General features: G+C 68.4%; 17 protein-coding genes and 1 pseudogene. 9 read left to right on the forward strand and 9 right to left on the reverse strand.

Going from position 1 to position 23,774, the window contains the following annotated elements; all coding sequences use genetic code 11:
* Nucleotides 1-162: 162 nt before the first annotated feature.
* Both Q0Z44_RS10460 and Q0Z44_RS10465 read right to left on the reverse strand, forming a co-directional pair.
* Nucleotides 163-1,494, reverse strand: coding sequence for a mechanosensitive ion channel domain-containing protein (locus Q0Z44_RS10460; RefSeq protein WP_366517603.1), 1,332 nt, complete (start codon nt 1,492-1,494; stop codon nt 163-165).
* 22 nt (nt 1,495-1,516) lie between these two features.
* Nucleotides 1,517-2,455, reverse strand: a complete 939-nt coding sequence (locus Q0Z44_RS10465; RefSeq protein ID WP_109036769.1) for a histone deacetylase family protein — start codon at nt 2,453-2,455, stop codon at nt 1,517-1,519.
* A gap of 100 nt (nt 2,456-2,555) precedes the next feature.
* Here Q0Z44_RS10465 and Q0Z44_RS10470 point away from each other — a divergent pair, with 100 nt between their 5' ends.
* From Q0Z44_RS10470 to Q0Z44_RS10490, 5 genes are all read left to right on the forward strand, one after another.
* Entirely contained in the window at nt 2,556-3,479 is a 924-nt protein-coding gene (locus tag Q0Z44_RS10470; RefSeq protein WP_298012402.1) for an AAA family ATPase, read from the forward strand.
* Nucleotides 3,476-4,495 (forward strand): DUF58 domain-containing protein, encoded by a 1,020-nt coding sequence (locus Q0Z44_RS10475; RefSeq protein WP_298012364.1) that lies wholly within the window; start codon nt 3,476-3,478, stop codon nt 4,493-4,495. The genes Q0Z44_RS10470 and Q0Z44_RS10475 overlap by 4 nt, the downstream gene beginning before the upstream one ends.
* On the forward strand, nt 4,492-6,624 hold the full coding sequence (locus Q0Z44_RS10480; protein WP_298012367.1) for a DUF3488 and transglutaminase-like domain-containing protein: 2,133 nt from the start codon (nt 4,492-4,494) through the stop codon (nt 6,622-6,624). Before Q0Z44_RS10475 ends, Q0Z44_RS10480 begins: the two co-directional genes overlap by 4 nt.
* A gap of 281 nt (nt 6,625-6,905) precedes the next feature.
* On the forward strand, nt 6,906-7,880 hold the full coding sequence (mltB, locus tag Q0Z44_RS10485; protein WP_298012405.1) for a lytic murein transglycosylase B: 975 nt from the start codon (nt 6,906-6,908) through the stop codon (nt 7,878-7,880).
* 150 nt (nt 7,881-8,030) lie between these two features.
* Complete coding sequence (locus tag Q0Z44_RS10490) at nt 8,031-8,363, forward strand: H-NS histone family protein (RefSeq protein WP_298012370.1); 333 nt, start codon at nt 8,031-8,033, stop codon at nt 8,361-8,363.
* 75 nt (nt 8,364-8,438) lie between these two features.
* On the opposite strand, the gene Q0Z44_RS10495 is transcribed toward Q0Z44_RS10490, so the two are convergent.
* Nucleotides 8,439-11,288, reverse strand: a complete 2,850-nt coding sequence (locus Q0Z44_RS10495; protein WP_298012372.1) for a pitrilysin family protein — start codon at nt 11,286-11,288, stop codon at nt 8,439-8,441.
* A gap of 165 nt (nt 11,289-11,453) precedes the next feature.
* On the opposite strand from Q0Z44_RS10495, the gene Q0Z44_RS10500 reads away from it, so the two are divergent.
* Genes Q0Z44_RS10500 through ftsH form a run of 4 tightly spaced genes read left to right on the forward strand, consistent with a single transcriptional unit; the run spans nt 11,454 to nt 18,396 of the window.
* Nucleotides 11,454-12,581 carry an HlyD family efflux transporter periplasmic adaptor subunit gene (locus tag Q0Z44_RS10500; RefSeq protein ID WP_298012373.1) on the forward strand — a complete coding sequence of 376 codons (1,128 nt, stop codon included), beginning with the start codon at nt 11,454-11,456 and terminating at the stop codon, nt 12,579-12,581.
* Between the two features lie 9 nt (nt 12,582-12,590).
* A complete protein-coding gene (rbbA, locus tag Q0Z44_RS10505) occupies nt 12,591-15,380 on the forward strand; it encodes a ribosome-associated ATPase/putative transporter RbbA (protein WP_298012376.1) in 2,790 nt (929 codons plus the stop codon).
* Entirely contained in the window at nt 15,377-16,504 is a 1,128-nt protein-coding gene (locus Q0Z44_RS10510) for an ABC transporter permease (RefSeq protein ID WP_298012379.1), read from the forward strand. Before rbbA ends, Q0Z44_RS10510 begins: the two co-directional genes overlap by 4 nt.
* Nucleotides 16,505-16,521: 17 nt before the next feature.
* Entirely contained in the window at nt 16,522-18,396 is a 1,875-nt protein-coding gene (ftsH, locus tag Q0Z44_RS10515) for an ATP-dependent zinc metalloprotease FtsH (protein WP_366517604.1), read from the forward strand.
* Here the strand turns inward: ftsH and Q0Z44_RS10520 are convergent.
* The 6 genes and pseudogenes from Q0Z44_RS10520 to glnA all read right to left on the reverse strand — a co-directional run.
* On the reverse strand, nt 18,341-18,967 hold the full coding sequence (locus Q0Z44_RS10520) for a hypothetical protein (protein WP_298012381.1): 627 nt from the start codon (nt 18,965-18,967) through the stop codon (nt 18,341-18,343). The two genes, ftsH and Q0Z44_RS10520, sit on opposite strands and share 56 nt — an antisense overlap.
* A gap of 71 nt (nt 18,968-19,038) precedes the next feature.
* A complete protein-coding gene (locus tag Q0Z44_RS10525; RefSeq protein ID WP_298012383.1) occupies nt 19,039-19,533 on the reverse strand; it encodes a hypothetical protein in 495 nt (164 codons plus the stop codon).
* Between the two features lie 54 nt (nt 19,534-19,587).
* Nucleotides 19,588-21,276, reverse strand: a complete 1,689-nt coding sequence (gene ntrC / locus Q0Z44_RS10530) for a nitrogen regulation protein NR(I) (protein WP_298012386.1) — start codon at nt 21,274-21,276, stop codon at nt 19,588-19,590.
* Between the two features lie 49 nt (nt 21,277-21,325).
* A complete protein-coding gene (gene glnL, locus Q0Z44_RS10535; protein ID WP_298012388.1) occupies nt 21,326-22,387 on the reverse strand; it encodes a nitrogen regulation protein NR(II) in 1,062 nt (353 codons plus the stop codon).
* Between the two features lie 89 nt (nt 22,388-22,476).
* Nucleotides 22,477-23,043 (reverse strand): hypothetical protein, encoded by a 567-nt coding sequence (locus Q0Z44_RS10540; protein WP_298012391.1) that lies wholly within the window; start codon nt 23,041-23,043, stop codon nt 22,477-22,479.
* Nucleotides 23,044-23,245: 202 nt separating this feature from the next.
* Nucleotides 23,246-23,774: pseudogene (gene glnA, locus Q0Z44_RS10545) on the reverse strand (glutamine synthetase); the annotation flags it as partial.

A 23,774-nucleotide genomic window follows, 5' to 3' on the forward strand; every position in this document is an offset into this window, starting at 1 on the left:
TGCGCGGACGGCGCGGCGGCTCGTCATCGTCGAGGTGGCGATCTTGGGCGTGGGCGGTGGAATCGCCCTGCTGCGCTTTGCTGGAAACAGGCTGCACGCTGGTGTCTTCGGGTCGGGAAACTGGGGTGACGGGCCAGGCCCGCGGTTGCCGTTGAGGATAACTCAAGCCGCTGGCGCGGCGTGAACCACCCGTTGCGGGAACGGGATCTCGACGCCGAGGCGGTTGAACAGGCTCAGCAGGGCCAGATTCACCTCGGAACGCAGGTTCATCTGCCCGTTCTCCGGGTCGCCCACCCAGAAGTTGATCGTGAGCTCGAGCCCGTCCGCGGCAAAGGCTGTCAGGAACACCTGAGGCCGCGGGGTGTCGAGCACGCGAGAGATGGCCGCCACAGCGGCGACGATGTCGGGCATCAGCGTGGTGAGGTCGGTGCCATAGCCGACCTGCACCACCGTGCTGAGCATCAGATCCGGGTCGGCCAGCGAGGCGTTCTCGACGCGCTGGGTGATCAGCAGTTCATTGGGCACGATCGATTCGCGCCCGTTTGCCGCTCGCAGCACGGTGTAGCGGGTGTTGATGTCGGTGATGCGGCCCTCGAAGTTGTCCACGCGCACCAGGTCACCGATGCGCAGGCTGCGCTCGGCCAGGATGACGAAGCCGCTGACGTAGTTCGCCGCGAGCTTCTGCAGGCCGAAGCCGAGGCCGACGCCGATGGCACCGCCCAGCACCGACAAGGCGGTGAGGTCGATGCCCGCAGCCGACAGCGCGACCAGCAGACCGCACGCCAGCAGCACGGCCCGGATGGCATTGGACGCGATCTTGCGCAGCGACAGGTTGTCGGTGGCGCCCTTGAGCAACCGTGACTCGATCGCCGCCGACAGCGACAGCGAAAGGATGAGCACCACGATGGCGCTGAGCACCCCCTGCACCAGGCTCAGCAGGCTGACGCGGCTGCCGCCGAGTTTCCAGGTGAGGCGGTCCATCTCTTCGATGAGCAGCGGCAGCACGCCGGTGACCCACAGCACCATGCCGAGCCAGGCCACCCACGACACGGTGCGCTCCACCACCCGCACGGTCTGCGACGTGGGAAAGGCAGCGCCCAGCACCTTCACCGTGAGGCGAATCACGGCAAGCGACACGAGCACCGGCACCGCAATGCGGAACACGGCCAGCGGCATCTCGTCCTGCAGGATGCGGCGCACGCCCACAGCGAGGATCAAGGCGAGCAGGGGGAACAGCACGCCGTCGAACACCTTGCGGCCGAACCATACCGAGGACGGGTCGACCTGCCGGCCGCGCCACAGTCGCACAAGCAGCCAGGACACGCCCAGGCAGCCGAACAGCACGGCCAGCTCGGCCAACGCCGTGGGCTGGTTCAGTTGCGACCAGAGCTGGTTGAACTCGCCGGGGCGCCAGAGGTGGGCGGCATGGTCGGCGGCGCTGGTGGAAGAGGCGGCGAGGGTCTGGACAGTCAGGGTGTTGAACACGATGGACACAGGAGGGATGACAGGCGGCGCGTCAGCGTTCTTCGATCAGGGTGCGAACGTGCGCGGCCACGCTGCGGCCCAGCGCACTGAGGTTGTAGCCGCCCTCCAGACAGGACACCACACGTCCTTCACAGAAGCGGCGGGCCACGTCGAGGATGCGGGCTGTGATCCAGGCGTAGTCGGCCTCGACCAGGCCCATGCCACCCATTTCGTCCTCCCGGTGACCGTCGAAGCCCGCCGAGATGAAGATCATCTCGGGGCGGAAGTCTTCCAGGCGGTACATCCAGTAGGAATCGACCACGTCGCGCACGGTGGCGCCATCGGTGCGCGCGGGCAGTGGCACGTTGACCATGTTGCCCGCCCGGCTGTCGGCGCCGCTGTAGGGGTAGAACGGGTGCTGGAAGAAGCTGACCATCAGCACACGGTCGTCGCCGGTCAGGATGTCCTCGGTGCCGTTGCCGTGGTGCACGTCGAAATCGACCACGGCCACACGCTGCAGTCCGCGCACATCGAGCGCGTGCCGTACGGCCACCGCCACGTTGTTGAAGAAGCAGAACCCCATGGTCTGGTTGTGCATCGCGTGGTGGCCCGGCGGGCGCACGGCGCAGAAGGCATTGCTCAGTCGACCGTCGAGCACAGCGTCGGTGGCGGCGACGGCCGCGCCGGCTGCCCGCCACGCCGCCGACCGGGTGCCCGGGCAGGCCCAGGTGTCAGGGTCGAGTGCGCGGGTGTCGCCGGTGGCTTCGAGCTGCTGCAGGAAGTCGTCCAGCGTCAGCACGTAATTGAGGTCGTGCGCCAGGGCGAGGTCGTTGTTCGAGGCCAGGGGCACCTCTTCCCGCTGCAGCAGGGCGTCCAGGCCCTGTGCACGCAACTGGTCCTCGATGGCGCTGATGCGCTGCGGACACTCCGGGTGGCCTGTGCCCATCTCGTGGGCCAGGCAGTCGGGGTGAGAAAAATAGCCGGTTGCCATGGGTCTCTCTCGGTCTGCAAGCCTGCGTGCTTTGGGGTATGGTCCGGGCATGCTCCGCAACGACACACTGTCCGCTGCTCGGCCGGGCGCGGGCGCCGCCATGCCGCCGTCCTCTTCTTCACTCTCAGGCCTCATCGATCAGGTTAGCACGATCGTTGTCGGCAAACGGGAACAGGTGACGCTGGCCGTCATCTGTCTGCTGGCCTCGGGACACCTGTTGATCGAGGACGTGCCGGGGGTGGGCAAGACGACCCTGTCTCATGCGCTGGCGCGCTCGCTGGGGCTGCAGTTCGCCCGCGTCCAGTTCACGTCCGACCTGCTGCCCTCCGACCTGATCGGCGTGAGCGTGTACGAGCGGCAACAGGATCGCTTCGTATTCCACCCGGGCCCGGTGTTCTCGCAGGTGCTGCTGGCCGACGAGATCAACCGAGCCGGGCCGCGTACGCAAAGTGCGCTGCTGGAAGCAATGGAGGAACGCCAGGTGTCCGTGGACGGCGTGACCCGCGCCCTGCCCTCGCCCTTCTTCGTGATCGCCACGCAGAACCCCGGCGAGCAACTCGGCACGCACCCACTGCCCGAGTCGCAGCTGGATCGGTTTGCCATGCGGCTGTCGCTAGGCTACCCGGCGCCGGCCGCCGAGCGCGCGCTGCTGGCCGGAGAGGACCGCCGCGAGGTGCTGCAGCACCTGCCCCCCGTCATGAGCCTGTCGGAATGGCAGCAATGGCAGACACGTGTGCATGACGTGCACGTGTCCGGCAGCCTGCTGGACTACCTGCAGGCTCTGTTGGCCGCCACCCGCGATGGCCAGTGGTGTGCGCAGGGCCTCAGCCCGCGCGCCGGCTTGTCGCTGCTGCGCCTGGCGCGCGCCCGGGCCCTTGTGTCGGGCCGCGGACACGTCTCGCCGGAAGACATTCAACAGCTGTGGGTGCCCGCCGTGGCGCACCGGCTGACGCCCTTGCCCCGCTCGGGGCGCAGTGCCGCGGCCCAGGCGCGCGCCCTGCTGGAGGCCGTGCCGCTGCCATGAGGCCCGCCGCGCCCGGGGCCCTGCCGCGCATGCGCACGCGCTGGACGCACTGGTGGGTGTCGCGCCTGCCGCGCACCGACCGGCTGACGCTCACGCACCGCAACCTCTACATCCTGCCGAGCCGGGCGGGCTGGTCGCTCGCCGTCGTCACGCTGGTGCTGCTGCTGGCCTCGGTCAACGAGCAGATCAACCTGGGGTACGCGTTGGCCTTTGCGCTGACCGGCGCGGCGCTGGCCGGGCTCCACCAGACCCACGGCAATTTGCAGGGCATGACGTTGACGCTTCACCCACCGCCCAGCACGCATGCCGGCGAAGCACTGACGCTGACGGTGACGCTCGACGGCGGTGCACAACGCCGGGGACGCCACGGGCTGCGGCTGCAAGCCCAGGACGCCGAAGGCGACGCGCCGGCGCTGGAGGTCGAAGTGGCGCCGGGAGCGGCCCAGTGGGTTGAACTGGATGTGCCAGCGCCTGCGCGCGGAAGACACCCTCTGCCCCGCATCGGCATCGAAAGCCGTTACCCGCTGGGGCTCTTCCGTGTGTGGGCATGGTGGCGGCCCGCGAGCACCGTGCTGATCTGGCCGGCACTCGACACCCAGGCACCGCCGGTACAGAGCCAGATGATGGCGGGCGCCGCAGACAGTGGCGGCCCGGCGCGTGAGGTAGACCAGCAAGCCACGCCCGAGGGCTTGCGCGCCTACCAGCGCGGCGACCCCATGCACTGGATTGCCTGGAAAAAATCGAGCGGTGGCGACACGTTGGTGAGCCGCGAGCGTCTGCCCGAGCGGAGCCACACCCTGTGGCTGGACTACGCCCGCAGCCCGGGTCTGGCCGGACTGGCACACGAGGCGCGCCTGAGCCGCCTGGCGGCATGGTTGCATGAGGCGGAAGCACTGGAAGGCCTGGCCCTGCAGTACGGCCTTCAACTGCCCGATCAGCGGGTGGAAGCGGGGCGCAGCGCCGCTCACCTGCGGCACTGCCTGGATGTGCTGGCCGAATGCGAGGGCCCGGCATGAGCGCCCTTCCCTCGCGCAGCGGCCTCACCCGGGAGGGCCGTGACACCCTGTGGCTGCTGGCGGTTCTGGCACTCACCATCGCGCCCCATGTGGGGCGGCTGCCCGTGTGGTGCCTGGCGGGCACTGCGGGGGCCATCGGGTGGCGCGCATGGATCGCATGGCGTGACGCTGCCCTGCCGCCACGCTGGGTGTTGTTGCTCGCCCTCGCAATCAGTGTGGGAGCCACCTTGCTGACCTTCCAGTCGCTGCTGGGCCGCGCCGCGGGCGTCACGCTCGTCACGCTGCTGGCGGGTCTGAAGACACTGGAGCTGCGGGCGCGGCGCGATGCCTTTGTCGTCACCTCACTGGGCTTCTTCCTGATTCTGACGCAGTTCCTGCATGACCAGGGTCCACTGAATGCGCTGCTGATGACCGTGGCCCTGCTCGGGCTGCTGACCAGCCTCGTGCTGGCCCAGCGGCCACTGGGCCGCCCCCCGCTCCGCGAGGTGATGGGCGAAGCCGGTCGGGCGTTGCTGTGGGGGCTGCCACTGGCGGTGGTCCTCTACCTCTTTTTCCCACGGTTCGGGCCTTTGTGGTCGTTGCCAAACGACGCGGGCGCGCGAACCGGCCTGTCGGAGCAGATGGAGTTGGGCCATGTGGCGGAGTTGGCGCAGGACGACACCATTGCGATGCGCGTGCGCTTCGAAGGCGAGCCGCCCCCGCCTCGCGCACTGTACTTTCGCGGGCCGGTGCTGGATCTGTTCGACGGCCAGACATGGCGCAGCCTGCCCTCCGAAGCGCCGCAGCGCTGGCGGCCCTCGATGGGACCGGCCGCCGATGCGCGCGCGGCGTGGACCTACAGCATCACGCTGGAGGCGCTGAGCCTGCCGACGCTGCCCCTACTCGAGGGCACGGCGAACGCCCGCATCACCTCACCGGCCACGCTGCCGCAGCCTCGCCGCCTGGGCATGGAGTGGAGCCTGGGCCGCGCGCCAAAAGACCGCATCACCGTGGCCGCACAGGCACGCCCCGCCTGGCGACCCCTGCTGGATGACGACGATCCGATGCTGCGCACCTGGCTCGCGCTGCCGGCTGGCCACGCAAGCCAGACCGTGGCCTGGGCACAGGCCCTTCGAGGTCGACCGGAGTTGCAGCAGGCGGGTGTGCCCGCACGGGTGCAGGCCGTGCTGCGCCACATTCGCACGGGTGGCTACAGCTATACGCTCGCACCGGGCGTGGACGAACCGGACGCGGCGGGGCGCCTGCCCGACCCGGTGGACACCTTCTGGCTGAACCGGCGTGCCGGCTTCTGCGAGCATTTCGCCGCCGCTTTCGTCGTCGTCATGCGCGCCATGGACGTGCCGGCACGGGTGGTGACAGGCTTTCAGGGGGCCGAGCGCAACCCGGTGGACGGCCTGTACGAGGTGCGCAACCGGGACGCACACGCGTGGGCCGAGATCTGGTGGCCCGGCCGGGGATGGACCCGCGTGGACCCGACCGCCGCCGTGGCACCCGACCGCGTGGAACGCCCTCGCCGACTGTTGAACACGCCGGTGGGCCAGGCCGGCCCGCTGGCCACCATGGCACCGGACTGGGTGCGCCAGGCCCGCGCCGCCATGGACGCGGCACGCCACCGCTGGAACATGTGGGTGCAAGGCTACGACCGCCAGAAGCAGTTCGACCTGCTGAAGAACGCTGGCTGGGACGCGCCGGACAGCACCGACCTGCTGCGTTTGGCCGGGCTGGCACTGGCAGTCGGCAGCCTGGCGGGCGTGGCCTGGATACTGTGGCAGCACCCGACCCGGCGCGCCTCGGCATGGCAGCACACCTTGCAGCAGCTGGCGAGCAACCTGGCGCGCGCAGGTCTGCATCCGCCCGCTGGCAGCCCCGCGGCCCCCTCGCCACTCACGTGGGCCAGCCTGGTGGAGGCCACCCTGCAGGCCCCCCGGCAGGCGAGCGAGTCAGAGCGGGCCGCGGCGGGCGCGCTCGCCGAGCGCCTTCGCGCCCTGGACGCCTCGCACTATGGCGCGACCCCACAGCGCCCCGCCCGGCTGCGCCTCGAACAGCGCGCCCTGCGCCGACTGATCCGGCAATGGCGCGACAGTCGCCGCAATGCGCCGCGCCACGGCGGCACGGGAGCGCCACGCTGATCAGGCACACTGCGCGCTGTCACTCGTCCTCTGCCCTGCCCGTGCCCCGCTTTCCCGCTGACCTGCTGTCTTCCGCCGTGCGCGCCCGATCTGCTTCCGCCTTGCTGATGAGCCTGGCGCTCACCGCCTGCGGCACACGTGCCCCCGCGCCCCAAGCCATCCCGAATGCCAGCATCGCCTCACAGCCTGCTCGGGCTGGCGCCGACCCCTCCGTCGAGCAGACCGACACCGCGTTGGCGGCCGCGCCTCCGCCCCCTGCCCCACCGGCGTCCTTGCCCGACGTGCCACCCAGCGATGCAACCAGCTACGCAGACCGGGCAGACGCTCGCGCCCTTGCGGAGCGCATTGCACTGGAACACGGTCTGAACCCGGCATGGACGGCGCAGGCGCTGGCCGGCGCCCGATACCGGGCCGCCGTGGCACGCCTGATGATGCCGCCCCAGGCCGGCACGCCAAAGAACTGGGCCGCCTATCGCAGCCGCTTCGTGGAGCCGATTCGCATTCGCGCCGGTGTTGCGTTCTGGCGCCAGCACGAAGCGACGCTGCAGCGCGCCGAGACCCTGTACGGGGTACCGGCTGAAATCATTGCGGGTGTGCTCGGCGTCGAAACCATTTATGGCCGACAGACCGGGCAGTTCCGCGTGCTCGACGTGCTGGCCACACTCAGCCTCGATTTTCCCAAGGGACGCAGCGATCGCAGCGCTTATTTCCGCAGCGAACTGGGCCAGTTCCTGAAACTGTGCGAGGAGCAGGGCACCGCGCCGGAAACGGTGCTCGGCTCTTATGCCGGGGCAATCGGGCTGCCCCAATTCATGCCGGGCTCGATTCGAAGGTACGCTGTGGATTTCGATGGGGATGGCCGCATCGACCTGTCGCGCAGTCCTGCTGACGCCATCGGCAGCGTGGGCCATTACCTCGCCCGACACGGATGGAAGCCCGGCTGGGCCAGCCATTTTGACGTGAAGCCCCCCGAAAACCAGGACGCCCTCGGCAAACTGCTGGCACCGGATATCAAGCCGACTTTCTCGGCACGTGAAATGGGGGAACTCGGGGCCGCGCTGCCGCCGGAAGGCCAGGCCCACCCCGGCGCACTGGCCATGGTGCTGCTGCAGAATGGCCGCGACGCACCCACCCTGGTGGCGGGAACGGACAATTTCTATGCCGTCACACGGTACAACCAATCCAGCTACTACGCGCTTGCAGTCATTCAGCTCGGTCAGGCCGTTCGACTGGAGAGTCAGCGCGGTTCGCGCTGAACATTACCTTCATTTACTGAAGGTGGGTCAGAGGATAATGAGGGTCGCGTTATCCTTATATCGCCCGGGTGGTGTTGAGTGGGTAGAATGAACGCCACAAGCGCTCTCCCCGCACTCATCAAAGCGCCCGTCCAAACCAAAGGAATCCTCATGAGCACCTACCAAGATCTCGTCGCCAAACGTGATGAACTGACCCGCCAGGCCGCCGAACTGGAAAAGCAGTTGCAGGAAGCGCGTCGTGCCGAACGCGCTGGTGTGATCGCGCAGATCAAGTCGCTGATGGCCGAGCACGAGTTGACGGTGGCCGATCTGGGTGGCAAGACGGGCAAGGCCAATGGCACGTCGTCGACGGCGGGCCGCAAGGTCGCCCCGAAGTACCGCAATGCCAGCACCGGCGAAACCTGGACAGGTCGGGGCCTGCAGCCGAAGTGGATTCAGGCCGCCATTGCCTCGGGCAAGAAGCTCGAAGATTTCGCGATCTGACGCCCTGGGCCTCCATCGCCCCTATGAAAAAGCCGGCTCAACAGCCGGCTTTTTCGTTCAGAGATACGCCAGGGGTCAGGGCTTCGGGCGAGCGTCCTTGAAATCCCCGGCCCAACCCATCACGAAGTCGGACGGCTTCAAGTAACGCCGCAATGCCGCATTCACCTGGTCGAGCGTCAAGGCTTCGAGTTGCGCATCCACCCGCGCGGCCACATCAAATCCGCGAGAGAGATACAGGTTGGACGCCAATGCGGCCGACAGGCGCGCATCCTGGGCACGTGCGAGGCGACGGAAATTCAGCAAGCCGCGCTTGCCGGCCTCGAATTCGGCCTGCGTGAAGCCTTGCGCCAGGGCCCGCTTCAGTTCTTCGCGGAAAGCCGCCTCCACCTTGTCGCGATTCTGCGGCGCGAAGATGGCGGCAGCGGTCCATTCCGAATGGCGCTCCAGCGGGTTCCATTGCACCGCGCTGTAGACGTTGTACGACAGGCCATCCTTTTCGCGGATGCGGTTCCACAGCCGAGAATCGCCACCCGAGCCGAGCAGGTGATTGGCCAGCATGAAGGCCGGGTAATCCGCATCGGTATCCTGAAGCGGCACGGGCAGCAGCACGGACATGGCGGCATTCTGCTTGTCGGGCGTGGCAATTTTCAGGTTGGCGGCCGGCAGGGGCACCAGTGGATCGGGCACGCGCTCGAACGGTTCTGTGCCACGCCAGTCCCCGAATCCTTCTGCGAGCGCCTGCGACACCGCCTGCGCGTCAAAATCCCCCACCGCAGCAAATTGCGCGTGGCTGGCCGACACAAAGCGCGCATGGAAATCCCGGACACGCTGGAGCGCCAGTTCACGCCACCAGCTTTCGGTTTCGGCAAACGTCGGCGCATACCGGACGTCGCCCTTGGGATAAGGGTTGCCGTGGCGCGCCAGGGCCTCCTGCAACAGCGCTTCGGGCTCCTTGCGCTGTTCGGCGACCGAAGCCAGCGCCTGGCGACGCACCTCTTCCAGCGAAGATGCAGGCAGGGACGGGCGACGCAAAGCCTGCGACACCAGCCTCACCAGTTCGGGGAGGTGCTCGCGACGGGTCGACATGCTGACCTGGATCTGCCCGGGCCCGGCCGCGAAACCGACCTCAGCCTGCAGGGCATCGAGCCGGTCCTGGAACTGCTGGCGGCTCAGTTCGGCAGTGCCCTTGTCGAGCAAGGCCGCCAGCGCCTCGGGTGTGACATCCCAGTCGCGCAGCGTGTCGGCCGTGCCGAAGCGCAGCGTCAGGTTCGCCTTGACCGCCTGCCCCCGGGTCGACTTGGGCAGCAGGGCCACTTTCATGCCAGAAGGCAGCGTGGACCGCTGCGTGCGGGCATTGATGTTGGCCGGGCTGGCATCAAAGGCTTCTGCCTGGGCCTCGGCGACCTGCGGTTTGAAGCTTCGCAACTCGCGGGCCACGTCGACCGCAACCGGTTGCGGCGCCCGCTCGGGCGAGGCGGTCGGGTGGTACTCGCCCAGCGTCCGGTTGGACGTGAGGAACACGCTGCGCGCCACACGCTGCACGTCGTCCAGCGAGATGGCCTTCACCCGGTCGCGCGTCAGGAAGAACAAGCGCCAGTCGCCCTGGGCCACCGCCTCGGACAGGGCCACGCCGACGTGCTGCGGGTCGGAGAAGCCGGCATCCCAGGCCTTGAGCCACTTGGCGCGGGCACGGGCCAGCTCTTCGGCGGTGACGGGTTGCGACTGGAAGGACTCGACCGCCTGCGTCAGTGCGGTACGTGCCGCGGCGACGTCCTGCTCGGGGCCCAGTTGCGCGCCCAGCAGCATGAAGCCAGGGTCCTTCAGCCCTTCGGAGAACGCGAACACGCCGGCGGCCAGCTGTTGTTCGGTCAGTGCGCGGTGCAGCCGGCCGGAGGGGGTGTCACCCAGGATGATGGACAGCAGCTCGATGGCAGCGTAGTCGGCATGCGCGCCCGGCATGACGTGGTAGCCGGCGTACACCAGCGGCACGCCGCCAACGCGCCGCAGGGTGACCGCCCGCTCGCCATCCTGTACCGGATCCAGCGTGTAGTCGCTGAGCAGCGTGCGTGTGGGCTTCGGGATGCGACCGAAGGACGCCTGCACCCACCCCAGCACCTTGGCCGGATCAAATTTGCCCGAGACGATGAGCGTGGCGTTGTCCGGCTGGTAATGGCGGCGGTAGAACGCCTGCAGCTGCCCGATGTCGACGCCCTCGACGTCGGTGCGGGCGCCGATGGTGGACTTGCCGTAGTTGTGCCACTGGTACATGGTGGCCAGCGTCTTCTCGAACAGGATGCGGCTGGGGTTGTTCTCCCCCATCTCCATCTCGTTGCGCACCACGGTCATCTCGCTATCGAGGTCCTTGCGCGCAATGAAGCTGTTGACCATCGCATCAGCCTGCCAGTCCAGGTACCAGCGCAGGTTGTCGTCGTTGGCCGAGAAGCTGGCGAAGTAGTTCGTGCGGTCGAACCAGGTGCTGCCATTGGCCCGGAAGCCGCGCTTGTTGAACTCGCTCCAGACCTGCGGATGCCGCGGCGTGCCCTTGAACAGCATGTGCTCGAGCAGGTGCGCCATGCCCGTTTCGCCGTAGTTCTCGTGGCGCGATCCGACCCGGTAGGTCATGTTGACCGTGGTGGTGGGCTTGGATGCGTCGGGGATCAGCAGGACCTGCAGGCCGTTGGCGAGCCGGTAGGCCGAGATGCCCTCGACCTGGGCCTCCAGCACCGGTGCCCCGGACCGGGACGCTGCCGCGCCACGGGCCGGGGCCGCCTGAACGTTGACCGGCTGCAGCGCACTCAGCACCAGGCAAGCGGCCATCGCCACGGCAGTCAGGCTGCGGCGACGGCGCGGCACCGACGGGGAGGCAGGCTGCCGGGCAGCGGAACAGATCAGGGAGGCAGGCAGAAGGCGATCAGAAAGCAACATCGTGTCAACGCAACGCGTCTGGCCGACCAGAGGCCATCGTCAGTGAGTATCGCGGATGGGCCAAAGGTTCCGCCCAGCGGGGTCAAGCCGACCTTGCGTGGTGTCATGGGCAAGGACGCACGACCGTGCTAAAAAACGCACAAACCCTCATCCCACCACAACACCATGAGCAGTTCGCAGCCCCCTCGCTCCCGCCTTCGCTTTCTTGCCATGGCCGCGGCCGCCGTGGCAGCGATCGGCGGGTATCTGGGCTGGCAGCATCTGCAGCCAGAACCGCTGCCCGCGGGCATAGCCGGTGGCAATGGCCGGCTGGAGGGCACGGAAATCGACGTGGCGGCCCGCACGGGGGGCCGCGTGAAGACGGTGCTGGTGCAGGAAGGCGACGACGTCGAAGCAGGCCAGGCCGTGGCCGAGATGGACACCGACACACTGCAGGCCGATCTGCGCCGCGCTCAGGCGCAGCTGGCGCAAAGCCGACAGGCCGCGGAAACCGCCGAGGCCTTGCAGGAACAGCGCCAGCAGGCGATCGCCACAGCAGAAGCCGTGGTGGGGCAACGTCAGGCAGAAGTGTCGCTTGCGGCCCGGCAGCTGGAGCGCGCGCGCGAGCTGGTGGCCAAGGGCTTTCTGCCCCCCCAGCAACTGGACCAGGCCCAGGCCGCGCACGAGGGCGCCAGGGCCGCGTTGGGCGCGGCGCGCTCGCAGGTGGCCGAAGCGCGTGCGGCGCTGACCACGCTGCGCTCGCAGCGGGCTGAGGCGGGCTCGGCCATCGAGGCCGCCAAGGCTGCCGAGGCCCGCGTGCAGGCCGATCTGGCCGACACGGTGCTGCGGGCACCGCGCGGGGGGCGCGTACAGGTCAAGGCTGCCCAGCCGGGCGAGGTGCTCGGCGGCGGCGCGCGGGTGCTGTCGCTGGTCGATCTCAGCGACGTCTACATGACCTTCTTCCTTCCGGAGGCGGCGGCAGGCCGCCTGGCCCTGGGCGCTGAAGCGCGGCTCGTTCTGGACGCGGCGCCACAGTACGTCATTCCCGCGTCGGTGTCGTATGTGGCCAGCGTTGCGCAGTTCACGCCCAAGACGGTCGAGACCCATGACGAGCGGCAGAAGCTGGTCTTCAAGGTACGCGCCCGCATTGACCCGGCGCTGCTGGTGCGCTACCGCAACCAGGTGAAGACCGGCATGCCCGGCATGGCCTATGTGCGGGTGGACAGCCAGACGCCGTGGCCCGCCCGGCTCGCGGTGGCCCTGCCGCCCGAGCGCACCCCGGCCCTGCCTGCATCATCGGCCAGTCAGCCCTGAGGCCGCGCCGTGCAGAAAAGGCCGCCGGACCAGGTCGTCGCGCGCTTCGAGCAGGTCAGCTACCACCATGGCAAGACGGCCGCGCTGCAGGACATCGACCTTTCGCTGCCAGCCGGTTGCACAGTCGCCCTGATCGGGCCGGACGGCGTGGGCAAGTCCACCCTCCTGGCCTTGCTGGCCGGCGCGCGCCGCATTCAGCAGGGGCGCGTGACGGTGCTGGGCGGCGACATGGCGAGCGCGCGCGTGCGCCACAGCCGCTGTCCGCAGATCGCCTACATGCCCCAGGGTCTGGGCCGCAACCTCTACCCCACCCTGTCGGTACAGGAGAACGTCGACTTCTTCGGTCGGCTCTTCGGGCATGGCGCGCACGAACGCCAACGTCGCATCGCCGAGCTGCTGGCCGCCACCGGGCTGGCGCCCTTTGCCGACCGGCCGGCCGGCAAGCTCTCGGGCGGGATGAAGCAGAAGCTGGGGCTGTGCTGCGCCCTCATCCACGACCCGGACCTGCTGGTGCTCGACGAGCCCACCACGGGCGTGGACCCGCTGTCACGCCGGCAGTTCTGGGAGCTGATCGACCACATCCGCGGCCGGCGGCCGGGCATGAGCGTGATCGTGGCCACGGCCTACATGGAAGAAGCCGAGCGCTTCGACCACCTCGTGGCCATGGACGCCGGGCGCGTGCTCGCCGAGGGCACCCCGGCGGAAATCCTGGCCCGCACAGGCACCACCGGGCTTGAGCAGGCCTTCCTGGCCCTGCTGCCTGACGCGCGGCGCGGTGACCATCGCGCCCTCACGGTGCCGCCGCTGCGCGGCGACCACCGCGACATCGCGATCGAAGCGGAAGACCTGACCTGCCGCTTCGGCGACTTCACCGCGGTCGACCGCGTGAGCTTCCGCATCCGGCAGGGCGAGATCTTCGGCTTCCTGGGCTCGAACGGTTGCGGCAAGAGCACCACGATGAAGATGCTCACCGGCCTGCTGCCCGCCACCGAGGGGCGCGCGGCGCTGTTCGGCCGCCCGGTGAACGCCAACGACCTGAACGTGCGTCGCCGCGTGGGCTACATGTCGCAGGGCTTCTCGCTGTACGGCGAGCTGACCGTGCGCCAGAACCTCGATCTGCACGCACGGCTCTTCCATGTGCCGGCCGACGCCCGCGAAGCGCGGATCGACGAGATGCTGACGCGCTTCGGCCTGCACGACGTGGCCGATGCCCTGCCCGCCGCGCTGCCCCTGGGCGTGCGGCAACGGCTGTCGCTGGCCGTGGCGGTGGTGCACAAGCCCGACATGCTCATCCTGGACGAGCCGACCTCGGGCGTGGACCCTGTGGCGCGCGATGCGTTCTGGGCGCTGATGGTCGAGCTCTCGCGTCGGGATGGCGTGACGCTGTTCATCTCCACGCATTTCATGAACGAGGCGCAGCGGTGCGACCGCATCTCGCTGATGCACGCCGGGCGGGTGCTGGCCAGCGGCACGCCGGATGAGCTGACCGCCAGCAAAGGGCGAGACAGGCTGGAAGACGCCTTCATCGACTACCTGCTGGAGGCGCAGGGCGGTGCGGACACGGCGGACGCGCCACCTCCTGCAACCGCTGCGTCCGCGACGCCCGCCGCACCCGCGTCAGAAGCGCCCGCGGCAGAACTGCCAGCCCGGCCACCGGCGCCCGCCCCCCGCACCCGCGGCTGGAGCCTGGCTCGCATGATGAGCTTCGCCCACCGCGAATCACTCGAACTGCGCCGCGACCCCATCCGCCTCACGCTGGCCCTGCTGGGTACCGTGCTGCTGATGATCATCATGGGCTACGGCATCAGCATGGACGTGCAGGACCTGCGCTACGCCGTGCTCGACCGCGACCAGACGCCGGCCAGCCGTGACTACACGCTGAACTTCTCGGGCTCGCCGTGGTTCATCGAGCAGCCCCCGCTTCAGAACGACGCCGACCTCGACCGCCGCCTGCGCAACGGCGAGATCAGCGTGGCCCTCGAGATCCCGCCCGGTTTTGCACGCGATGTCTCACGCGGCCGCCCCGTGGCCATCGGCGTGTGGATCGACGGCGCCATGCCGCAGCGCGCCGAGACCATCTCCGGCTATGTGCAGGGGCTGCACACGGGCTACCTCGCTGAACAGGCCCGGCTGCGCGGCATGGACACCACGCCGGCCGCGCAAGTCGAGGTGCGCTACCGCTACAACCCCGAGGTGCGCAGCATCGTGGCCATGGTGCCCGCCGTGATCCCGATCCTGCTGATCTTCATCCCCGCCATGCTGGCGGCGCTGGCCGTGGTGCGCGAAAAGGAGATGGGCTCCATCGTCAACCTCTACGTCACCCCGGCCACGCGGCTGGAGTTCCTGCTCGGCAAGCAACTGCCCTACATCGCCACGGGCATGGTCAACTTCCTGCTGATGACGGCCCTGGCCGTGACGGTGTTCGGCGTGCCGTTCAAGGGCAGCTTCTTCACACTCACGCTCGCCGCCCTGCTCTACGTCACCGCGGCCACCGGACTGGGGCTGTTCATGTCCTCGTTCACGGGCAGCCAGATCGCCGCCATCTTCGGCACCTCGCTGGCCACCATGCTGCCCGCCGTGCAGTTCTCCGGCCTGATCAACCCGGTGTCCTCGCTGGAAGGGCTGGCCTGGTGGATCGGCCACAGCTACCCCACCGGCCCCTTCCTCACCATCAGCCGCGGCACCTACAGCAAGGCGCTCGGTCTGGTCGACCTGTGGCCGTCCTTCCTGCCCTTGCTGGCCATCATCCCGGTGCTCACGGTCGCCACCGTGATGCTGCTCAAGAAGCAGGACACATGAGCAGCCTCGTCCACATCTGGCAACTGGGGCTGAAGGAACTGCGCAGCCTGTGGCGCGAGCGCCTGCTGCTGGCCTTCGTGCTGTGGGCCTTCACCGGCGCCATCTACACCGCCGCCAAAGGCGCCCCGGACCGCCTGCATCGCGCGCCGCTGGCCGTGGTCGATGAAGACCGCACCCCGCTGTCCGGCCGCATCACGGAGGCCTTCTACCCGCCCACCTTCATGCCGCCGGCGCACATCGACCTGCGCGAGATGGATGCCGGCATGGACGCCGGCCGCTACACCTTCGTGCTCAACATCCCGCCCGGCTTTCAGCGCGACGTGCTGGCCGGCCGCAGCCCCGCAATCCAGCTCAATGTGGACGCCACACAGATGAGCCAGGCCTTTGTCGGCGCGGGCTACATCCAGAGCATCGCGCTGGGCGAGGTCAACGAATACCTGCAGCGCGAACGCACCCAGTCCGTGCCCCCGGTAGACCTGGCAATGCGCGTGCGCTTCAACCCGTCGATGAACGACAGCTGGTTCATGGGCGTGATGGAGCTGATGAGCAACGTCACCATGCTGTCCATCATCCTGACCGGCGCCGCGCTCATCCGCGAGCGCGAGCACGGCACCATCGAACACCTGCTGGTGCTGCCGCTGCGCCCGATCGAGATCATGCTGGCCAAGGTCTGGTCCATGGCACTCGTGGTGCTGGTGGCCACGGCCGCGTCCTTGTACGTGATCGTGCAGGGCGCCCTCGGCATGCCGATCTCGGGCTCGGTGCCCCTGTTCCTGGTGGGCTGCGCGCTGCACCTGTTCGCCACCACCTCCATGGGCATCTACATGGGCACGGTGGCCCGCTCGATGCCGCAGCTGGGCCTGTTGATGATCCTGGTGCTGCTGCCGCTGCAGATGCTCTCCGGCGGCCAGACCCCGCGTGAGAACATGCCCGACATCGTGGCCAACATCATGCTCGCTGCCCCCACCACCCACTTCGTGAGCCTGGCCCAGGCCATCCTGTACCGCGGCGCTGGGGTCACCATCGTCTGGCCCCAGCTGGCCGCCATCGCCGCCATCGGCACCGTGTTCTTTGCTGGCGCCCTGTGGCGCTTCCGCTCGGCCGTCAGCCGCATGCAGACCTGAACCTCGCGCAGCCCCTCATGCCCACCTCACCGCGCCCTCGCCCCACGCCGCCCTCTGGCGACACACCCCGCCCGCCCTTCTCCGGCCCCAACCTCTGGTACATCGTCATGGCCCTGCTCGTGGCCCTGTGGGTGCGCGAGGTCTGGGTCGGCAGCACCCAGGTGCAGGCCATGCCCTACAGCGAGCTCATGGACCGCGTGAAGGCCGGCGAAGTGGCCAGCCTGCGCGTGTCGAGCAACCTCATCGAAGGCGAGCTGAAGAAGCCCCTGCCCGACGGCCGCCAGCGCTTTGTGGCGACCCGGGTGGACCCGGCCCTGGCCGAAGCCCTGTCGCAGCACGGCGTGCGCGTCGAAGGCGTCATTGAAAGCACCTGGCTGCGCGACATCCTTTCGTGGGTGCTGCCGGTGCTGTTGCTGTTCGGGCTGTGGAACCTGCTGGCCAAACGCATGATGGGCGGCGGCGGCCTCGGCGGCATGATGGGCGTGGGCCGCAGCAAGGCCCGCGTGCACGCCGAGCGCGACATCACGGTCACCTTCGACGACGTCGCCGGCGTGGACGAGGCCAAGGCCGAGCTGCGCGAATCCGTCGATTTCCTTAAGCACCCGCAGGCCTACGGCCGCCTGGGCGCCCGCATGCCCAAGGGCATCCTGCTGCTCGGCCCACCCGGCACGGGCAAGACGCTGCTGGCCCGCGCCATGGCCGGCGAGGCGGGCGTGCCCTTCTTCTCCATCAACGGCTCCGAGTTCGTCGAGATGTTCGTCGGCGTGGGCGCCGCCCGCGTGCGCGACCTGTTCGAGCAGGCCCGCGAAGCCGCGCCCGCCATCGTCTTCATCGACGAGCTCGATGCCCTGGGTAAGGCCCGTGGCGCCGGCATGCTGGGCGGTCACGACGAAAAGGAACAGACGCTCGACCAGCTGCTGGCCGAAATGGACGGCTTCGACCCGAGTGCCGGCGTCGTCATCCTGGGCGCCACCAACCGCCCCGAAGTGCTTGACCCCGCCCTGCTGCGCGCCGGCCGTTTCGATCGCCAGGTTCTGGTCGACCGCCCCGACCGCCAGGGCCGCATCGACATCCTGCGCGTGCACCTGCGCAAGGTGAAGCTCGGGGCGGACGTCGACCCGGACGCCATCGCCGCCCTCACCCCCGGCTTCGCGGGCGCCGACCTCGCCAACCTGGTCAACGAAGCGGCGCTGCTGGCCACCCGCCGCCAGGCCGAGGCGGTCGAAGCGCAGGATTTCACCGCCGCTGTCGAACGCATCGTGGCTGGCCTGGAAAAGCGCCAGCGCGTGCTCAACGAGCCCGAGCGCCGCACCGTGGCGTACCACGAGATGGGGCATGCCCTGCTCGCGCTGTCCCTGCCCGGCGCCGACCCGGTCCACAAGATCTCGATCATTCCGCGCGGCATCGGCGCGCTGGGCTACACCCTGCAGCGCCCCAGCGAAGACCGCTTCCTGCAGACGCGGCAGGAACTGCTCAACCGCATGGTGGTGCTGCTCGGTGGGCGCGCCGCCGAAGCCCTGGTGATGGGCGACATCTCCAGCGGCGCGGCCGACGACCTGCAGAAGGTGACGGAGATCGCGCGGGACATGGTGATGCGCCTGGGCATGTCATCTCAGCTGGGCCAGGTGGCCTACGAGCGGCCCCACCACGCCTTCCTGGGCCCGGCGGCCGATGGCATCGGCTCACCGCGTCAGCACAGCGAGGCCACCGCCGAACAGATCGACACGGCGGTGCGCCAGCTGGTGGACGAGGCCTACCAGCGCGCCCGCGCCTTGCTGGATGCCCGCCGCGCGCTGCTCGATGAAGGGGCCGCGATGCTGCTGGCCCGCGAAACACTCACTGAGGCGGATCTGACGACACTGGCGCAGGCTGCGCGCGCGCTTCCCGCCTGAATTCCAGCCGCATCTTGCGCAGGTGGGCCTGGTAGCCCTCGGCATCACCATACTCCTTGAAGCGGTGATAGCGCCCATGCGCGCCCACGATGCGGCGCGCGTGCTTGATCGGGCACCAGTACTGCTCGGTGCGCGCGGTCACCTCGGTCACCCAGGCCAGCAGCCCGTTGGCATAGGCGCAGTACTCGCAGTTGAGCTTTTCCAGGCTGTTAAGGTAGGCCAGCTTGTGCCGGTCGAAGCGGATGTAGTCGGCCCGTCGCACCTTCGGGATGCCGTACAGCGGGAAGCACACCGCATGGTAGATCGACACCAGCACGTCGAGGATCACGAACGCCGGGAACACGCCGTAAATGAACGGCGCCGACAACCAGTTCTGCGGCCGGCTACCGGCCAGCCAGCGCAACAGCCCCATGCGCAGCTGGCGATGCCGCGCCTTCACGGCCGATTCGAACTCGATGCGGCGCCCTTTGAGCTCGAAGAACACCTGCTGCTCGCGCTCTTTCATCGCGTCGCGCAGCTCGTCTTCCAGCTTGGTGATCTGAGTGAGGATCTGTCGGATACGGTCGTCCATGTGCTGACTGCTGGCTGGCCATCAACACCGCGGCGCGCACGGCCACCGCGCGCCGCGCCGATCCACCCGACTCAGCGGCCCGACGGGCTGCTGCGCGGGTTCAGCATCACGCGGGTCTTGCCGCCGGTGGTCACGAGGATCACCGCGTCGCCCGGCTTGAACGTTTCATTGCCCTGCGCCTGAACCAGCGCGCGGCGTTCGCCGTTCATCAGCTGCACGATGATTTCATAGGCGTCTTCACGGGTGCCGAACCGCTCGACCGCGTTGCCCACCACCGCGCCGACCACCGCGCCCGCCACACCGGCCATGGCCGAGCCGCGCGGGTTGCTGGTGCCGCCGGCACCAGCGATGCCACCGATCACGGCGCCCGTGCCGCCCCCGAGGCCGCTCTGGCTGCCTTCGACCACGACGGGCCGAATGCTGATCACAATGGCATCGGCAACCTGCGACAGGCGCTGCGCGTCGCCCGGCTTGATGACGTCCGGGCTGGTGGTGGAACAGGCTGACAGACCGATCAGGGCCAGGGCGCTCAAGGCGCCAGCCAGAGTCGACTTCAGGGATTGCATCTCAAGATCCTTCCGAAACAGGCTGTCACTCTATCAGCCCCTGCCGGTTGGAACTCAATCGTCGATCCCGAGTTCCTGGATCTTGCGGGTGATCGTGTTGCGGCCGATGCCGAGCTTCTGGGCGGCCTCGATGCGGCGCCCCCGTGTCAACTCGAGCGCAGTGTGGATCAGGCTGGCCTCGAACTGACGGGTCAGGCTGTCCCACACCTCTGGCTGGCCGGCTTCCAGACGCGTGCGGGCCTCGCGTTCAAGATCCTTGAGCCAGCCGGCTGGCTGGACAGGTACCGCGCTGGCCACCGCAGCCGCGGCATCACCAAAAGGCATCGAGATGCGCACGCCTGCCTCCGCCCCATTCGCCGAGCCGCCCGGCACCGACGGTGCAAAGTGACCAGCAGACAGGTCGGCCGGCCCCATGCTGCCGCCCGTGGCTTCTGGCAGACGGGCCTCCAACGCCGAAGCCCCTTCCACAGGCGCCCCGAGCACCCCGCCCGGCGACGGGTTGGCTGCGCCCTGGCTCCAGCCGTCCGCGAGGGACGCTGCCGGCGCAGCCGCAACCGCCATGGCGCTGGCGCCATTCATGGCCGGGATCTGACCATCCAGCAGCTCGGGTGGAAGGTCTTTCGTCTCGATGACCTGCGCGGGCGCCATCACCGTCAGCCAGTGGCAGATGTTCTCCAACTGCCGGACGTTGCCCGGGAAGTCGAAGGTGGCCAGCCGTGCGATGGCCTGCTCGGAAATCCGCTTGGCCTCGACCCCCAGGTCCTTCGCACTCTTCTGCAGGAAAAACCGCGCCAGCGTGGGAATGTCTTCGCGGCGCTCACGCAGCGCCGGCAAGCGCAGCCGAATCACATTCAGGCGGTGGAACAAATCCTCCCGGAACACGCCGTGCCGCACCCGGTCTTCCAGGTTCTGGTGAGTGGCCGCGATCACGCGCACATTGCTCTTGAGCGGATGGTGGCCGCCCACGCGATAGAACTGGCCGTCGCTCAGCACCCGCAGCAGCCGGGTCTGCAGATCGAACGGCATGTCACCGATTTCATCGAGGAACAGGGTGCCGCCATCGGCCTGCTCGAAGCGCCCGCGCCGCATGGTCTGTGCGCCGGTGAAGGCCCCGCGCTCGTGACCGAACAGCTCGGATTCGAGCAAGTCCTTCGGGATGGCCGCCGTGTTGATGGCGACGAACGGCCCGTTGGCCCGCGGGCTGTGCTTGTGCAGCGCGCGCGCCACCAGCTCCTTGCCTGCGCCCGATTCGCCGGTGATCAGCACCGTGACGTTGCTCTGACTCAGCCGCCCGATCGCCCGGAAGACGTCCTGCATGGCCGGCGCCTGCCCCAGCATCTCGGGCATCTGCGTCACGCGCTCGTCCACCACCTCTTCACGCACGCTCTCGTCAACCGCACGGCGGATCAGTTCGACCGCCTTGGGCAGATCAAAGGGCTTGGGCAGGTATTCGAACGCACCGCCCTGGAAGGCCGACACGGCGCTGTCCAGATCGGAAAAAGCCGTCATGATGATGACGGGTAGCCCTGGCAGCCGCGCCTTGACCTTGCTCAGCAGGTCGATGCCCGAACCGCCCGGCATTCGGATGTCCGACACCAGCACCTGCGGCTCGTCGTCATCCAGCGCCAGCAGGACATCGCGCGGGTTGGTGAAGCTGCGAACCGGCATGTCCTCGCGGGCCAGTGCCTTCTCGAGCACGAAGCGGATGGATTGGTCGTCGTCAACGATCCAGATGGGTTTCATGCTGACCTGAGGTGATGGCATCCCGTCTCGACTGTGACGCGGTCACCGGTCATGGCAGCGGAATCAGAATCCTGAAAACCGTGCGTCCCGGCTCGCTCTCGCATTCGATGGTGCCCTGATGCTGTTGAACGAAGGTTTGAGCCAATGTCAGGCCCAGTCCGGAACCGCCCTCACGCCCAGAAACCAGCGGGTAGAAGATGCGGTCACGGATGGCATCGGGGATGCCGGGGCCGTTGTCCTCGATATGCAAGACCAGTGCCAGCCGATGCAGCTGGCGGTTGATCGTGACGCGGCGAGCCACCCGCGTGCGCAGTGTCAGCTTGGCATCGCCGGCCTGGATGCGCTCAGCCAGAGCCTGTGCGGCGTTGTGCGCGATGTTCAGCACAGCCTGGATCAGCTGCTCGCGGTCGCCGCGGAAATCGGGGATGGATGTGTCGTAGTCGCGCCAGACCTTGAGCCCCTTCGGGAACTCGGCCAGGATCAGCGACCGCACACGCTCGCACACCTCGTGGATGTTGACATCACCGACCAGATGCGGTCGGCGGTGCGGTGCCAGCAGCCGGTCCACCAGTGCCTGAAGGCGATCGGCCTCGTGGATGATGACCTGGGTGTACTCGGTGAGCGACTTGCTCTCGAGCTCCATCTGCAGGAGTTGCGCGGCGCCGCGGATGCCTCCCAGCGGGTTCTTGATCTCGTGCGCCAGATTGCGGATCAGTTCCTTGTTCGCCTGGGCCTGATCGAGCGCACGCTCTTCACGCTCCTGGCGCGTCTGCTGCTCGATCTCGACCAGTTCGATCAGCACCAGGTCGCCGTGCTCGAGCCGGGTGACGATGCACTGCACGGGCAGGGGTTCGCCGAACACGTTCGGGTGCCGCTTGAGCTCGGCCTGCAGGCGGCTCGTCGCGTACTCGTTGCTCGCCACCGCGCCCACGATGTCCTGCAGCACGGCGGGGTCGATGAACCAGTCGAAGATCGACTCGCGCATCACGCTGCGCCGCGACAGCCCGAGGATCTCCTCGAACGCGGCGTTGGCAAACAGACACTGCCCGTCGGGCTCGACCACGGCGACCATGGTGGCCAGATAGTCCAGCGCCTCCAGATGGTCAGGCAACAGCGCCCTCACCTGCCTGGCGTCGGCGCGTTCCGCGCCCCTCATCGCGCCCCCTGGCCCACCAGCCATCGCGCCTCGCAGCGAACCGGTCATCGCCCCGCTCCGAGCGCGGCGAGCTCCCGCCTCAGGGCAGCCACATCGGCCTCCTTGCGCGTCACGGCATCGCGCATCGCGCTGACGCGGTCCATGTACTTCTGGTAGTTGCGCTCGTCGCCACGCCGCTCGGGCTCGCCGTTGTTGAACTCCTTCTGCAAGGCAGCCAGCGCTTCTTCTTCCTTGCGGAGTTCGGCTTCGAGGATGCGTCGGCGGTCCGCGTCCCGGGCGCGCTGCTCGTCGGAAGTCACCTTGGGTGCCGTGGCGCCTGCGCCAGAGCCAGCGGCTCGCTCCCCCTGGCCGCCCTGCGTGCGCTGCGACGACGGCCCCTGGATCACCGTGATCGGCGCCCCATCCAGCGTCTTGCACCCGCGCGACTGGGCTTCCTTGGCACTCAAGGCGTCGGTGTAGAGGTTGCCCGGACACCGGTAGACCGGCTTGTCCTGGGCCTGCACCTCGCCCGCAACCAGCAGCAAGGGGGCGGCCAGCAGCCACAACGTCGCAGCGTGGCGCAGCGCTGGCGGCATCAGCGGAACCTGGACTGAAAACGGCAGAACAGTCATGGAAGGCATCGTGTCTCGCGATCGATCTGGCCCGCCTGGATGCAGGCAGCCTCGGCAGGCAGTATGCCCTCAGGCACACAAAACGCCACGACAGAAACACCACAGTGCAGCACAGCAGACCGCGCAGACAACGAAAAAAGGGCGACTTGCGTCGCCCTCTTCATGCGGCCCCGAAGGGCCTGCCCAGAATCCCTCGCGGGAATCAGAGGGCGTAGTACATGTCGTACTCGACCGGGTGCGTGGCCATGCGGAAACGCGTGACTTCCTGCATCTTCAGGTCGATGTAGGCATCGATGTACGCGTCGGTGAAGACGCCACCCTTGGTCAGGAATGCGCGGTCCTTGTCGAGGTACTCGAGGGCCTGGTCCAGGCTGTGGCACACGGTCGGCACCAGTGCGTCCTCTTCGGGCGGCAGGTGGTACAGATCCTTCGTGGCGGCTTCGCCCGGATGGATCTTGTTCTCGACGCCGTCCAGACCGGCCATCATCAGCGCGGCGAAAGCCAGGTACGGGTTGGCCGAGGGATCCGGGAAGCGCGCTTCGATGCGGCGGCCCTTCGGGTTCGACACGTACGGGATGCGGATCGAGGCCGAGCGGTTCTTGGCCGAGTAGGCCAGCTTCACCGGGGCTTCGAAGCCAGGCACCAGACGCTTGTACGAGTTCGTGCCCGGGTTGGTGATGGCGTTCAGCGCACGGGCGTGCTTGATGATGCCGCCGATGTAGTACAGGGCG

Origin of the sequence: uncultured Aquabacterium sp. (assembly GCF_947366995.1) — a bacterium.
Classification (GTDB): domain Bacteria; phylum Pseudomonadota; class Gammaproteobacteria; order Burkholderiales; family Burkholderiaceae_C; genus Aquabacterium.